The sequence below is a fragment of the Kocuria atrinae genome (assembly GCF_039531425.1).
In the GTDB taxonomy this organism is placed as follows: Bacteria; Actinomycetota; Actinomycetes; order Actinomycetales; family Micrococcaceae; genus Kocuria; species Kocuria atrinae.
Map to the genome: position 1 here is coordinate 136,766 of NZ_BAAAQA010000015.1, position 13,447 is coordinate 150,212.

Here is a 13,447-nt window from a genome sequence, read left to right on the forward strand (position 1 = left end):
GTCCGTGCGGATACGTGTCGGACCGCCCCGATAGTCTCGGTGCCGTGAGCAATTCGCTGTTTGATCTTCCCGACCCGGACGAGCCCGACCGGGAGGACACCCCTGCGCCGAGTCGCGGGCGGGGTCGGGCACCGCTGGCCGTGAGGATGCGCCCGCGCACCCTGGACGAAGTGGTCGGTCAAAAACACCTCTTGCGCGCAGGTTCCCCGTTGCGCGTGCTGGCGGGAACGGACGCCGGTCCGGCCGGTCCGAATTCCATCATTCTGTGGGGGCCGCCGGGGACCGGGAAGACCACCATCGCGCACGTGATTGCGCGTGGCCACGGCACCAAGTTCGTGGAACTGTCCGCGATCACCGCGGGTGTGAAAGACGTCCGCCGTGTGATGGATGAGGCCCTGACCGACCGTGATCTACACGGGCGCAGCACCGTACTGTTTCTGGACGAGATCCATCGCTTCACCAAGGCTCAACAGGATGCGCTGCTGCCCGGAGTGGAGAACGGCTGGGTCATCCTGGTGGCAGCGACAACCGAGAATCCGTCGTTCTCGGTGATTTCCCCATTGCTCTCCCGCTCACTCATGCTCACGCTGCAGCCCCTTGAACGCTCCGACATCGAGGAACTGCTCGATCGCGCGGTTGTAGACAGGCGAGGCCTCAACGGCGAGGTCGCCCTCAACGACGACGCCAAGAATCACCTGCTCGACATGGCCGGCGGTGATGCCCGCAAGGCGCTGACATCGCTAGACGCTTCCGCAGGCGTCGCTTTTTCCCACGCCCGAAATGACCCGCATACCGAAGAGGAGTCCGCTGGCGGCGGGGCCTCGAGCGGCAGCGGGGGGTTCAAGGGCGAGGGCCCCGAGGAAGCTGACGAATCCGAGGAAGCGAGCGCCGTTGCACCGGTGACCATCACGCTCGAGCACGCCGAGGAGGCCCTCAATCGGGCGGCAGTGCGCTACGACAAGCAGGGCGATCAGCACTACGACGTGATCAGCGCGTTCATCAAGTCCATTCGAGGATCCGATGTGGACGCGGCCATGCACTACCTGGCTCGCATGATCGAGGCGGGGGAGGATCCGCGGTTCATTGCCCGCCGGCTGATCATTTCTGCTTCCGAGGACATCGGCATGGCCGACCCCACCGCCTTACAAACCGCGTTAGCGGCGGCACAGGCCGTGCAGATGATCGGTATGCCGGAAGGCCGCATTCCGTTGGCGCAAGCGGTCACTCATCTGGCCACTTCGCCCAAATCCAATGCCTCGTACCTTGCGATCAACGAGGCCATTGCGGATGTCCGGGCGGGTAAGGCCGGACCCGTACCCATTCATCTGCGGGACGGCCACTACAAGGGAGCAGCAGCCCTGGGACACGGGGACGGTTATCTTTACGCTCACGATCAACCCAATGCTGTGGCTTCGCAGCAGTATCCACCGGACGTGTTGGTGGGCAAGGACTACTACCGGCCCACGATGTACGGCCACGAAAAACAGCTTTCACACCGCGTGGACATCCTGCGCGGCATGGTCCGCGGGGACCGTGACTAAGCGTCCCGCTGCCTGACCAACCTTCCGGCCGGTTCGACGTAATCGAGCACGTCCTTGGCGGTGAGATCGTCGATCACGAGATCGGTCACGGCACCTGAACGGAGCGCGCCCAGGATTCCACGCACCTTGTGACGCCCGGAAACCACACACAGGCGGCGTGGAATCCGCGCCAAATCCGATGGCGTGGGTCCGGATGCCCTGCGGTTCACATCGATATCCGCATAACTCCCGTCTTCACGAATGAACACCGTGCAGATGTCGCCCACCACACGGTTCTCGTTGAGGCTGAGCAGGGCGGCGTGGGTGAAGTGCCCTTCCGTGTACACCTGGGAGAGCACGGGTCCCTGAAAAGCGCCCACGCTGAAAACGGCCAGGTCCACGGATGCACGGACGGCCAGAATGCGCCGCACGGAGGACTCTTTCCACAGCAGGGTGCGAGTTTCCTCCAGATCAAAGAATGCCGGGGTGGGGAACGGATAGAGCTCCGCGTTGAACGCAGTGGCCATAGTGGACAGCAGGGGAGTAGAGGTTCCGGCGCCCGTGGTGCGGGGACCCGCAGCGCCGTTGAGCTGAACCACCGTGACGTCTTGCGCATCGCTCTGACGCAGGTTCGCGGCAATGCTCGACGTGGTGGTGCCCCACGCAACTCCGAGTACCGAGCCGTCCTCGACCCACTCCGTGAGCAGGCTGGCCGCGTAACGGGACACGGCCTCCAGCCGCTGACCGCCAGGGGATGAACGCTGGGTTCCCGCGATGTGGGCGGTGACTCCGAAGATGTCCTTGAACCTGCGTGACAGGCGATCGGGCGGATTCTCCGGGGGCCGCAGTGAGATTTTCACGATCCCTCGACTCTTGGCCTCCGAAAGCATGCGCGACACGGTGGAGCGGGAGAAGCCGAACCGGTCTGCCACCGCACCCATGGTCATGTCCTGCACGAAGTAGAGTTCCGCGACTTGATAAAGCAGTGAATCGTCGTGCATGGCCCCTTCTTCCTGCTGCACATACGTGCATTGGAGTTGAGCATACGTGCAATGGCGAGGCATGGTAGTGCGCAGGCGCGCCCAATGGGACGTAGATCACATGCCGCGCCGTAGCGTGGTCTCCTAAGAAGCCATGCACCACATCCGGACACACACAGGTTGAATGAGGTAGATCCCGTGAGAACCACAGTCTTGAATCCCGAATCCCGCCAGGCCGCCCTGCGAGAAATGGCCAACGGCCCGGACCTGGACATCTTGGTGATCGGCGGTGGTGTCACGGGCGCCGGCGTTGCCCTGGATGCCGTGACACGTGGCTTACGCACCGGGATCGTGGAGGCCCAGGACTGGGCCGGTGGCACGTCCAGATGGTCCTCCAAGCTGGTCCACGGCGGGTTGCGTTACCTCCAGCAGCTGGACTTCAAACTGGTGACGGAAGCACTTCACGAACGCGAGCGGTTGCTCTACACCTTGGCACCGCACTTGGTGAAGCCGGTCCCGTTCCTCTACCCGATCCTGCACAGGGTCTGGGAGCGCCCGTACGTGACGGCGGGCATTGGCCTCTATGACACCCTGGCCCACGTCGGCTCCAAGGTCGCGTCCATGCCGTTCCACCGCCACCTCTCCGAGCGCGGAGTGCAGAAAGCGTTCCCCAGCATCAAGCCGGGCGCCATGGTCGGTGCGGTCAAATACTGGGACGGTCGCGTGGATGACGCCCGCCTGGTGCTGACCCTGATTCGTACCGCCGCCGGTTACGGTGCGCTCGCCGCCTCGCGCACCAAGGTCACGGGCATGATCAAGAACGACGACGCCGTGGTCGGCGCCCGTGTCACGGACCTTGAGACCGGCGAGGAATTCGAGATTCGTGCGCGAAAGGTCATTGCGGCCACGGGCGTGTGGACCGAGGAAACTCAGGACATGGCCGATACCGATGGCGGTCTCAAGGTGCTGGCGTCCAAGGGCATCCACATCGTGGTTCCCCGCGAACGCATCAAGGGTGAGGTGGGCCTGATCCTGCAGACGGAGAAATCCGTGCTGTTCGTGATCCCGTGGGAGCACTACTGGATCATTGGAACCACGGACACTCCCTACGAGCAGGACATCTCTGCTCCCGTGGCCACCGCAGCGGACATCGACTACGTGATTGAGCACGCCAACGTGGTTCTGGACGACCCCTTGACCCGTGAGGACGTCATCGGCAGCTATGCCGGTCTGCGCCCGCTGCTGCAGCCGGGGGTCAAGGATGACACGGAGACCGCATCGACCAAGGTGTCTCGCGAACACACGGTGGCAGAAGTGGTTCCCGGACTGATCTCCATTGCCGGCGGCAAGCTGACGACGTATCGCATCATGGCGCAGGACGCCGTGGACTTCGCACTCGGTAAGGAGCGCACCAAGCAACTGCCCTCCGTGACCGAGCGAACTCTCCTGCACGGTGCGGACGGCTACCTGCCCCTGACTCGGCAGATCGAGCAGATCAGTGATCGCTACGGATGGGGACCCGAGATGGTTGAGCACCTGCTGAACCGCTACGGATCCGGCATCTCGGAGGTCGGAACCATCGTCGACGAACGTGCCGACCTCGCCGAGCCGCTCAAGGGCGCCCCGGAATACATCCGAGCCGAAATCGTCCAGGCCGCCCGCAACGAAGGCGTCCTGCACCTGGCAGATGCGTTCCAGACTCGCACCCGCATGAGTTACGACCAACCCGATCACGGTTTGGCCGTGGTGGATGAGGTCGCGGACCTGCTGGCCGAGGAACTCGGCTGGGATTCTGAGCGCAAGGCGAAGGAGATCCAGGCCTACCGGGACCTGTGCGCAGCCGAGGACGCCGCCGCCGAGACCACCGACGACACGGCCGCAGCTGCGGCACGGGCCGCGGCGCCGTCGTTGAACTCGCTCCAGAACTAGCGGAGAAACTCAAAGTAACCCCCGCCAATCACCGGCCCACAGGGCCACCGAGAAAGTAAGACACGACTGAAGGAGTCATTTCATGACTGCATTGACGGCGCTGCTGCCGGTGGAAACAGCAGCGGAAGTTGTGCCCCTGGGCACGGTGTTCTGGTCCGAAGTGCTGGGTACCGGCATGCTGACCTTGCTGGGTGTCGGCGTGGTGGCCAACCACCTGCTGGGGAAGACCAAGGGCAATGGCGGCGGCTGGCTGATGATCAACTTCGGCTGGGGCCTAGCGGTCTTTGCCGGTGTCTATGTCGCGTGGCAATCCGGAGGGCACCTGAACCCGGCCGTGACGATTGGTATCTGGGCCTCCGGCGCGGATGAGTATGCGCCCGGGGTGGCCATCACCGCGGCCTCAACGCTGGTGTACTTGGCCGCCGAGTTCCTGGGTGGCTTCCTGGGCGCCGTGGTTGCCTGGATCGCCCACAAACAGCACTACGACGAGCCCCTGGAGCCCGCGGCCAAGCTGGGCACCTTCGCAACGGGCCCGGAGATCCGTTCCTACCCGTGGAACGTCGTGACGGAGGCTATTGCCACGTTCGTCCTGGTCTTCGTGGTCCTGATGTTCGGTGGCACCCCGTCCGGTCTGGGCCCGTTGGCCGTGGCCCTGCTGGTGGTTGTCATCGGCGCCAGCTTGGGTGGACCCACCGGCTACGCCATTAACCCCGCGCGTGACCTGGGCCCCCGTATTGCCCACGCAATCCTCCCGATCAAGGGCAAGGGCGGCAGCGACTGGGGTTACTCCTGGGTCCCGATCGTGGGTCCCATCATCGGCGCATTGATTGCCGGCGGAATCTTCCAAGTGTTCCCAGCCGCGAACTTCTGATCCGTTCTGATCCGCGAAGTACCCACCACAAAGATGTGAGGAGTTTTCACCATGAGCAAGCAAGCCAGCACGAAGAACAAGAAGGACAACGGTTCCTCCGAGCCGCGGTACGTCATGGCCATCGACCAGGGCACCACGAGTACCCGGGCGATCATCTTTGATCATTCCGGCAATATCGTCAGTACCGGTCAGCAGGAGCACAAGCAGATCTTTCCGCGTGCCGGGTGGGTCGAGCACGACGCCACCGAGATCTGGCGTAACGTGCGGCGCGTCGTCGCAGACGCCCTGGCCGAGACGGAACTCACCAAGGTCGACATCGCCGCGGTGGGCATCACCAACCAGCGCGAAACCACGGTCGTGTGGGATCGCAACACCGGCAAGCCGGTCTACAACGCGATCGTGTGGCAGGACACCCGCACCCAGGCGATCGTCGACGAGTTCGCGAAGAACGGGGGAGTGGACCGGTTCCGGAAACGCACGGGTCTACCCCTGGCCAGCTACTTCGCCGGCCCCAAGATTAAGTGGATCCTGGACAACGTGGATGGGGCTCGCAAGAAGGCTGAGGCCGGAGACCTCATGTTCGGCACCACCGACAGTTGGCTCGTGTGGAACATGACCGGCGGCACCAACGGCGGCGTGCACGTCACGGATGTCACCAACGCCTCCCGCACCCTGCTCATGAACATCGAGACGCTCAATTGGAACAAGGACCTCGCGGACGCCATGGACGTCCCCATGTCCATGCTCCCCGAGATCCGTTCCAGCAGTGAGGTCTACGGCAAGGGCCGCTCCCGCGGATTCGTGAGTGGTGTACCCATTGCCGGCATTCTGGGCGACCAGCAGGCCGCCATGTTCGGTCAGACCTGCTTCAAGCCCGGCATGGGTAAGAACACGTACGGCACCGGCAACTTCTTGCTCATGAACGTGGGCGAAGAGCCGGTGCAGTCCGAGAACGGCCTGATCACCACGGTCTGCTATCAGATCGAGGGCGAGAAGCCCGTCTACGCGCTCGAGGGCTCGATTGCCGTGACCGGTTCGCTGGTGCAGTGGGTGCGCGACAACTTGGGTCTGATCAAGGACGCCAAGGAGATCGAGGGACTCGCCAAAGACGTCGAGGACAACGGCGGCGCGTACTTCGTGCCCGCGTTCTCCGGACTCTTCGCCCCGCACTGGCGCCCGGACGCCCGCGGTGCCCTGGTGGGGCTGACCCGCTACGTGCGCAAGGAGCACATTGCCCGAGCGGTGCTTGAAGCCACCGCGTACCAGTCCCGTGAAGTGGTCGAGGCCATGAACAAGGATTCCGGTCAGGATCTTGTCGAACTGCGCGTGGACGGCGGCATGACGGCCAACGAGCTGCTCATGCAGTTCCAGGCGGATCAGCTGAATGTCCCCGTCATTCGCCCCAAGATCACGGAAACCACGGCACTGGGAGCGGCCTACGCGGCGGGTCTGGCGGTCGGGTTCTGGACCGATCTGGAAGAGATCTCCGAGAACTGGGCGGAGGACAAGCGCTGGAAGCCCAGTGGCAAGTCCGAGGTCAACGACAAGCTGTTCCGTAACTGGGGCAAGGCTGTGACCAAGTCGTTGGACTGGGTGGACGAAGACGTGGACTGAATCGGCTATAGTTGAACGCTGGCTGGCAAGCTGCGCTCAGTCATGACCTCATCACCGTGGCACCCTCACGGCTGAGTTCGGGCGAGCGCACTGTAGGTATGACGGATTGCGGCTGATCCGCACCTCTCCCGCCGGGACCGATTCCCGCGCGCAGGAGGCCAGTACCACACAGAACGGCACACACAGCAGTTGAGTGCGCCGTCGACCGCATGAAAGGCAACATGGCTAACAACGCATCGCGTGCGCGCCGTCAGGTGCGCAAGTCCCGCGCCCTCGGAATCGCACTGACCCCGAAGGCCGAGAAGTACTTCGAGCGCCGCCCGTACGCTCCCGGTGAGCACGGTCGCGCCCGCCGCAAGCAGGACTCGGACTACAAGGTTCGTCTGACCGAGAAGCAGCGTCTGCGCGCCCAGTACAACATCCGCGAGAAGCAGATGCACCGCGCGTACGTGGAAGCAAAGCGTGTCGAGGGTCAGACCGGTGAGAACCTCATCGGCCTGCTCGAGACCCGTTTGGACGCCCTGGTGCTGCGCGCTGGTTTCGCACGCACCATGGCTCAGGCCCGCCAGGCCGTTGTCCACCGTCACATCATGGTGGACGGCCAGCGCGTGGACCGCCCCTCGTTCCGCGTGCGCCCGGGTCAGATGATCCACGTGCACCCGCGTTCCGAGAAGATGGTTCCGTTCCAGGTGGCCGCTACCGGCGCTCACCAGGATGTCCTGCCCGACACCCCGGGTTACTTGGACGTAGCGATCGACCGTCTGCAGGCAACGCTGACCCGTAAGCCCGAGCGCTCCGAGGTCCCCGTGACCTGTGAAGAGCAGCTCGTGGTCGAGTACTACGCTCGTATGGCGTAATGCTTTTCTCACGCTCTCCCGGTTTCGGGTGAGTGGCACACACAGCCCGTGGCTTCCGGCCGCGGGCTGTGTGTGTTTTCGGGGAGCGGATGAACCGCGCGCCCCCAGCAAGGTTGGGTAGAGTTTCTCTTCGGTCGTGCCACGCGTTCGTGGTCCGGCGTGCAGCGAGAACAATAAACGAGAGGTACGGGTCGCCCTATGGACGGTGGAGATATCGCGGGACTCATTGCCGCGGGCGTGTTTGCGGTGCTCGTGGGATTGCTGGCGGTTCCGATCGTCAAGCTCGGACGCGTGTTCGATGAACTGCGCTTGACCATCCGATCCCTCAATGACGGCACCACACCCTTGATCGACGAGGTCACCCGCACGGTGTCCACCACCAACACGCAGTTGGAGAAGGTGGACGGCATCACCTCGAACGTTTCGGATGCCTCCGCGAACGTGTCCGCACTCTCCTCGTTGGTCGCGTCCACGGTGGGTCAGCCGCTCATCAAGGTCGCCTCGTTCTCGCACGGCCTACGCCGTGCCTTCACCCCGCAGCAGAGCCCCGCAGCCAGCGGAGCCCAGCAACCCGGCCCCTCATCCTCGGGCAACCGCGCCACCGCCGACGACTCCCCGGGCTCGACCCGCGCTTCGTCACCCACCGCAAGCTCCGCCTCGGAGCCCACGACGTCGGGGAGCCCCGCGTCCGAACCGAGCGCCCGGGTGAACGACCAGATCTGAGCTCCGCCGGAGCACTACATATGTTCGTGCCACCTTGTGAGTGGTGCCGGACCCGAAGGGACAAACCATGGGCATGTGGTCCAAGCTGGCGTTCATCGCCGCCGGTGCCATCGCGGGAAGCGTAGCGACCCGCGTTGCGAACAACCCGCAGACGCGAGAAGCGATCGCGGGGCAATTGCAGCGGCGTCGTGGCACAGATGTGGCGCTGCGCTCCGGCTCGGCCGTGCAGCGCATGCAGGCCGTGGGCGGCTACCTGCAGGAATTCGCGGCACGCGTGAAATCGGGGATGAACGAACGCGAAGCGGAGTTGCGCGAGCAATTCGGCGTGCGCACTCCCGTGGACCACACCGCCAACCACCCCGCCTCGGGCGGCCCGCACACTGTGGTGGGCACCCAAGACAACGTAGAATCCACCGAGATCATCCATCGCGGTCAATCGTCAGAAGGAAATAACCGGTAATGCTCTCACACGAGATCACCCAACGCTGGCTGAGCTACTTCGAAAGCCAGGGTCACAAAGTCGTGCCGTCCGCCTCGCTGGTGTCCAACCAGCCGGGTGCGATGTTCACCATTGCCGGCATGGTGCCGTTCATCCCGTATTTCCTGGGACAGGAAACCGCGCCGTACCCGCGTGCCACCTCAATTCAGAAGTGCATCCGCACCCTGGACATCGAAGAGGTCGGAAAGACCGCGCGCCACGGCACGTTCTTCCAGATGGCCGGCAACTTCTCCTTCGGTGACTACTTCAAGGAGAAGGCCATCCCCATGGCCTGGGAGCTGCTGACCACACCGCTCGACAAGGGGGGATTCGGTCTGGATCCCGAGCGACTGTGGGTCACCGTCTACGAAGGCGACCAGGAGTCCTATGACCTGTGGCGCAACACGGTGGGCATTCCCGAGGAGCGGATCCAGCGCATGGGCCGCGACGAAAACTACTGGGACACCGGTCAGCCCGGCCCCGCCGGCCCAGACTCCGAAATCTTCTACGATCGTGGCGCCCGCTACGGCAAGGAGGGCGGACCGGCCGTCGATGACGACCGCTACATCGAGATCTGGAACCTCGTGTTCATGCAGTACCAGCGCGGCGAGGGCAACGGCAAGGACTACGAGATCCTCGGTGATTTGCCCAAGAAGAACATCGACACCGGTTTGGGCGTGGAGCGTCTGGCCATGTTGTTGCAGGGTGTGGAGAACTTCTACGAGACCGATCAGGTCCGCCCCGTGCTCGATGCTGCTGCCAAGCTCTCCGGCCGCACCTACCGTGGCACCGAGAACGCGGAGCAGGAAGGCTATGACGACGACGTCCGCATGCGCGTGGTCGCCGACCACATCCGTTCTTCGCTCATGCTCATTGCGGACGGCGTGACCCCGGCCAACGAAGGCCGCGGTTACATCCTGCGCCGCCTGCTGCGCCGCGCCGTGCGCTCCATGCGCCTGCTGGGCGTGACCGAGCCGTGCCTGCCCGTGCTCCTGCCCGCCTCCCGGGACGCCATGAAGGGCGTGTACCCGGTGGTTGCCGATGACTTCGAGCGCATTTCCCGCATTGCGTACGCGGAGGAGAAGGCGTTCCTGAAGACCATCGAGTCCGGTACCGCCCGGCTCGAGCACGCCGTGACCCAGGCCAAGTCCGAGAAGCGAGGGGTCAGCGGTGCGGATGCCTTCGCCCTGCACGATACTTTCGGCTTCCCGATCGACCTGACCCTGGAAATGGCTGCCGAGGCCGGCGTCTCCGTGGATGAGAAGGCCTTCCGCGGTCTGATGACTGAGCAGCGCGAACGCGCTCAAGCGGATGCACGCGCCAAGAAGGGTGCGATGGCGGATCTGTCCGAGCTGCGCCGCATGCTCGACGATCACGGTTCCGTATTCACCGGTTACACCGAGCTGGTCACCCAGACGTCGGTGCGCGCCGTACTGTCCGGGGGCGTCACCGTTCCCGCCGCGAGTGCGGGGGACCAGATCGAGGTCGTCCTGGAGGAAACCCCGTTCTACGCGGAGGCCGGTGGCCAGGCCGCCGACGTGGGAGTCATCGAGGGCTCGGACTTCTCCCTTGAGGTGCTGGACGTCCAGCAGCCCGTCAAGGGTCTGTCCGTGCACCGTGTGAAGGTGACCTCGGGTGAAGTCACCCAGGGAGCTTCGGTGACCGCGCGTGTGAATTCGCGCCGCCGCCACGACGGCGAAGCAGCCCACTCGGGTACTCACGTGGTGCACGCGGCCCTGCACGAAGTGCTCGGCCCGGACGCCGTGCAGCGCGGCTCCTTCAACAAGGAGGGCTACCTGCGCTTCGACTTCTCCCACGGAACCGCACTGAGCGCCTCGCAGATGCAGGAGATCGAGCAGATTTCCAACACGGCCATCCGCGATGACTTCGAGGTCGTGACGCAGGAAATGCCGTTGGCGGAGGCCAAGAAGCTGGGTGCCATGTCCCTGTTCGGCGAGAAGTACGGCGAGAACGTGCGCGTGGTCGAGATGAACGGCCCGTGGTCACGTGAGCTGTGCGGTGGCACCCACGTGGGTTCCACGGCGCAACTGGGCTCGCTGTCCCTGGTTTCGGAGCAGTCCGTGGGTTCGGGCAACCGCCGCGTGGAAGCCCTGGTGGGTTTGAACTCGTTCAACCACCTGGCTGCCGAGCGCACCCTGGTCAATCAGCTCATCGGCATGCTCAAGGTCCAGTCGACCGCCGAGCTGCCCGAGAAGATTTCTTCGACCCTGGACAAGCTCAAGGAGACGGAACGTCAGCTCACCGTGCTGCGGCAGCAGCAGTTGCAGGCTCAGGCCGGTCAGCTCGTCAACGACGCCCAGCGTCTGGGCTCGGTCAAGGCCGTGCTGCACAACGCCGGTGAAGTGGCTTCCGCGGACGCCTTGCGTTCCCTGGCCCTGGACCTGCGGACGCGCATGGGTTCCGAGCCCGCCGTCGCCGCGGTCACGGGTGTCGCCAACGACCGCCCGCTCATCGTGGTGGCCGCCAACGACGCCGCTCGCGACGCCGGTCTGGCCGCGGGTCAGCTCGTGCGCACCGCGGCGGGTGTGCTCGGAGGCGGCGGCGGTGGCAAGCCGGACGTAGCCCAGGGCGGCGGTTCGGATGTCACGAAGGTCGACGATGCCCTCGAGGCCGTGCGTCAGCAGATCCTCACCGCAGCGAGCGCGTGAGCGACACGTTTGTGAGGGGGGTCCGCATGGGTGTGGACGTCGGATCGGTCAGGGTGGGAATCGCTCTGACCGATCCGGACTGCGTGTTGGCCACTCCACACCAGACGGTCACGCGGGACAAAAATCGCAAGAAGCGCTTCGATGTGAAAATCATCACGGGCATGTGTGAGCAATTCGGGGTGGTCGCGGTGTACGTTGGATTGCCGCGTAGCTTGAACGGCCAGGGGAATCCTTCGACTGACATGGCCCGGGAGTACGCCGCGGCACTGCAGAATCGGTTACGCTCACGTGAGTGCGAAACGATCGTGCGGTTGGTCGACGAACGACTGTCCACGGTCGCGGCGCACCAGTCGCTTCTGGACGCGGGGGTATCGCGGAAGCAGCACATGGACAAGGTTGATCAGGTGGCCGCAGTGACGTTTCTGCAGTCGGCCATTGATCAAGGCAAGGCCACGGGAACCGAACCCGGTTTCCCCATCGACAACTAGATCGCGGATAATGGACGATGTTCTCGGCAAAACGCCGAAAATATCCGACAGACCACGGACAACGGCGGACGGAGATCATTCGTGAGCGACCAGCCACGAGATAACAAGGCCCACCGCGGCCCGCAACAGGGCGGTGCGGAAGGTTCGGCCACCTCTGGCGGCCTTCTGGGCACCCTGGATCCCGAGGGGCAGAGCCGCCGTCCTGGATTGTCCGGAGCGTTCGAACACCACGATGTCTCACCCGAAATGGCTGCCCGTCAGAAGCGCCGCTCCCGGGCTTCTCTGGCGACCGCCATCGCTTTGTTCGTTGCCGCGCTGCTGATCGTGGTTGCTGTCCTCGGTTCCGCGTTCGGTCTGTTCGAACGCAAGGATTACAACGGTGGTGGCGACCAAGAAATCAACTTCACGGTGGGCGATGGCCAGTCCACCGGTCAGATCGCCAACTCTCTGGAATCCCAGGACATCGTGGCCAATGCCGGTTATTTCGTGGAGACGTTCCAGGAACGCTATCCCGAAGACTTCATTCAGCCCGGCGACTACCAGCTCAAAACCCAAATGAGCTCCGATGCCGCCATCGACGTGATGATGGAACGCGGTGAGGCTTCGCACTATGCGGCCGTGGCCCAGACTCAGCGCATCGATGACACGTTCCAGACCCTGAGCGAATCCACGGGCATCGACAAGTCGGAGTTCGAAGCCTTCCGGGAAGACACCGACCGCTTCGGTATCCCGGAAGAATTCCCGACCATCGAGGGCTGGCTGCACCCCGGTGAGTACCGCTTCCCGTTGGATGCCTCCGCAGAGCAGATCATTCAGGAAATGGTGGACCGTACCAAGGGCACGTTGAACAACAACGAGGTTCCCGAGGACCAGTGGTTCCGCGTGATCACCGTGGCTTCGCTCGTCGAGTTCGAGGGCGTCCCGGACATTTATCCCGAGGTCGCCGGTGCCATCTACAACCGCATCGACCGCCCCGAGGATGAGACCAACGGTTACATCCAGTCGGACGCATCCGTGGCCTACGGCCTGGGCAAGCGTTCCTACCACATCTCCGACGAGGAGAAGCAGGACAAGTCCAACGGGTACAACACGTTCGCGCACCCGGGACTGCCCGTGGGCCCGATCGGTTCGCCCGGTGACGACTCGATCAAGGCCGCTGCCAATCCTGACGACAACGATTACTACTACTGGGTGACCGTGAACCTCGACACCGGTGAGACCAAGTTCGCCGAGAACTACGAGGAGCACAACCGCAACGTGGACGAGTACCAGCAGTGGTGCTCGGAAAACGAAGGGAAATGTAACTGACACACTGGGG

10 protein-coding genes and 1 pseudogene are annotated in these 13,447 nt (G+C 64.0%); 10 read left to right on the forward strand and 1 reads right to left on the reverse strand.

All coding sequences use genetic code 11. From position 1 onward, the window contains the following. Window positions 1-44 precede the first annotated feature (44 nt). On the forward strand, window positions 45-1,541 hold the full coding sequence (locus ABD283_RS07190; protein WP_344224303.1) for a replication-associated recombination protein A: 1,497 nt from the start codon (window positions 45-47) through the stop codon (window positions 1,539-1,541). On the opposite strand, the gene ABD283_RS07195 is transcribed toward ABD283_RS07190, so the two are convergent. Beyond that, window positions 1,538-2,521, reverse strand: coding sequence for a sugar-binding transcriptional regulator (locus ABD283_RS07195; protein WP_344224304.1), 984 nt, complete (start codon window positions 2,519-2,521; stop codon window positions 1,538-1,540). The genes ABD283_RS07190 and ABD283_RS07195 overlap by 4 nt on opposite strands. Window positions 2,522-2,698: 177 nt before the next feature. Here ABD283_RS07195 and ABD283_RS07200 point away from each other — a divergent pair, with 177 nt between their 5' ends. The 9 genes and pseudogenes from ABD283_RS07200 to mltG all read left to right on the forward strand — a co-directional run bounded on the left by ABD283_RS07200 (window position 2,699) and on the right by mltG (window position 13,437). Then, window positions 2,699-4,429 carry a glycerol-3-phosphate dehydrogenase/oxidase gene (locus ABD283_RS07200; RefSeq protein ID WP_344224305.1) on the forward strand — a complete coding sequence of 577 codons (1,731 nt, stop codon included), beginning with the start codon at window positions 2,699-2,701 and terminating at the stop codon, window positions 4,427-4,429. A gap of 82 nt (window positions 4,430-4,511) precedes the next feature. Continuing rightward, window positions 4,512-5,300, forward strand: coding sequence for an MIP/aquaporin family protein (locus ABD283_RS07205; protein WP_344224306.1), 789 nt, complete (start codon window positions 4,512-4,514; stop codon window positions 5,298-5,300). Window positions 5,301-5,351: 51 nt separating this feature from the next. Continuing rightward, window positions 5,352-6,914 (forward strand): glycerol kinase GlpK, encoded by a 1,563-nt coding sequence (glpK, locus tag ABD283_RS07210; RefSeq protein WP_344224307.1) that lies wholly within the window; start codon window positions 5,352-5,354, stop codon window positions 6,912-6,914. A gap of 221 nt (window positions 6,915-7,135) precedes the next feature. After that, window positions 7,136-7,771, forward strand: a complete 636-nt coding sequence (gene rpsD, locus ABD283_RS07215; protein WP_344224308.1) for a 30S ribosomal protein S4 — start codon at window positions 7,136-7,138, stop codon at window positions 7,769-7,771. 198 nt (window positions 7,772-7,969) lie between these two features. Further along, window positions 7,970-8,326 (forward strand): annotated as a pseudogene (locus ABD283_RS07220) (DUF948 domain-containing protein); the annotation flags it as partial. 235 nt (window positions 8,327-8,561) lie between these two features. Further along, complete coding sequence (locus ABD283_RS07225) at window positions 8,562-8,954, forward strand: hypothetical protein (RefSeq protein ID WP_344224309.1); 393 nt, start codon at window positions 8,562-8,564, stop codon at window positions 8,952-8,954. Next, the gene (gene alaS / locus ABD283_RS07230; RefSeq protein WP_344224310.1) at window positions 8,954-11,641 is read left to right on the forward strand and encodes an alanine--tRNA ligase; all 2,688 of its coding nucleotides are present in this window, start codon (window positions 8,954-8,956) and stop codon (window positions 11,639-11,641) included. Before ABD283_RS07225 ends, alaS begins: the two co-directional genes overlap by 1 nt. A 26-nt stretch (window positions 11,642-11,667) precedes the next feature. Beyond that, complete coding sequence (gene ruvX / locus ABD283_RS07235) at window positions 11,668-12,129, forward strand: Holliday junction resolvase RuvX (RefSeq protein WP_344224311.1); 462 nt, start codon at window positions 11,668-11,670, stop codon at window positions 12,127-12,129. Window positions 12,130-12,210: 81 nt separating this feature from the next. Next, window positions 12,211-13,437: an endolytic transglycosylase MltG gene (mltG, locus tag ABD283_RS07240; protein ID WP_344224312.1), complete on the forward strand. Its 1,227-nt coding sequence runs from the start codon at window positions 12,211-12,213 to the stop codon at window positions 13,435-13,437. The last annotated feature ends 10 nt before the right edge of the window (window positions 13,438-13,447 follow it).

Bases quoted from the DNA above. Each gene is read 5' to 3' on its own strand.
- rpsD (WP_344224308.1), top strand. From the start codon at position 7,136: ATGGCTAACAACGCATCGCGTGCGCGCCGTCAGGTGCGCAAGTCCCGC.
- ABD283_RS07195 (WP_344224304.1), bottom strand. From the start codon at position 2,521: ATGCACGACGATTCACTGCTTTATCAAGTCGCGGAACTCTACTTCGTG.
- ruvX (WP_344224311.1), top strand. From the start codon at position 11,668: ATGGGTGTGGACGTCGGATCGGTCAGGGTGGGAATCGCTCTGACCGAT.
- ABD283_RS07205 (WP_344224306.1), top strand. From the start codon at position 4,512: ATGACTGCATTGACGGCGCTGCTGCCGGTGGAAACAGCAGCGGAAGTT.
- glpK (WP_344224307.1), top strand. From the start codon at position 5,352: ATGAGCAAGCAAGCCAGCACGAAGAACAAGAAGGACAACGGTTCCTCC.
- alaS (WP_344224310.1), top strand. From the start codon at position 8,954: ATGCTCTCACACGAGATCACCCAACGCTGGCTGAGCTACTTCGAAAGC.
- ABD283_RS07225 (WP_344224309.1), top strand. From the start codon at position 8,562: ATGGGCATGTGGTCCAAGCTGGCGTTCATCGCCGCCGGTGCCATCGCG.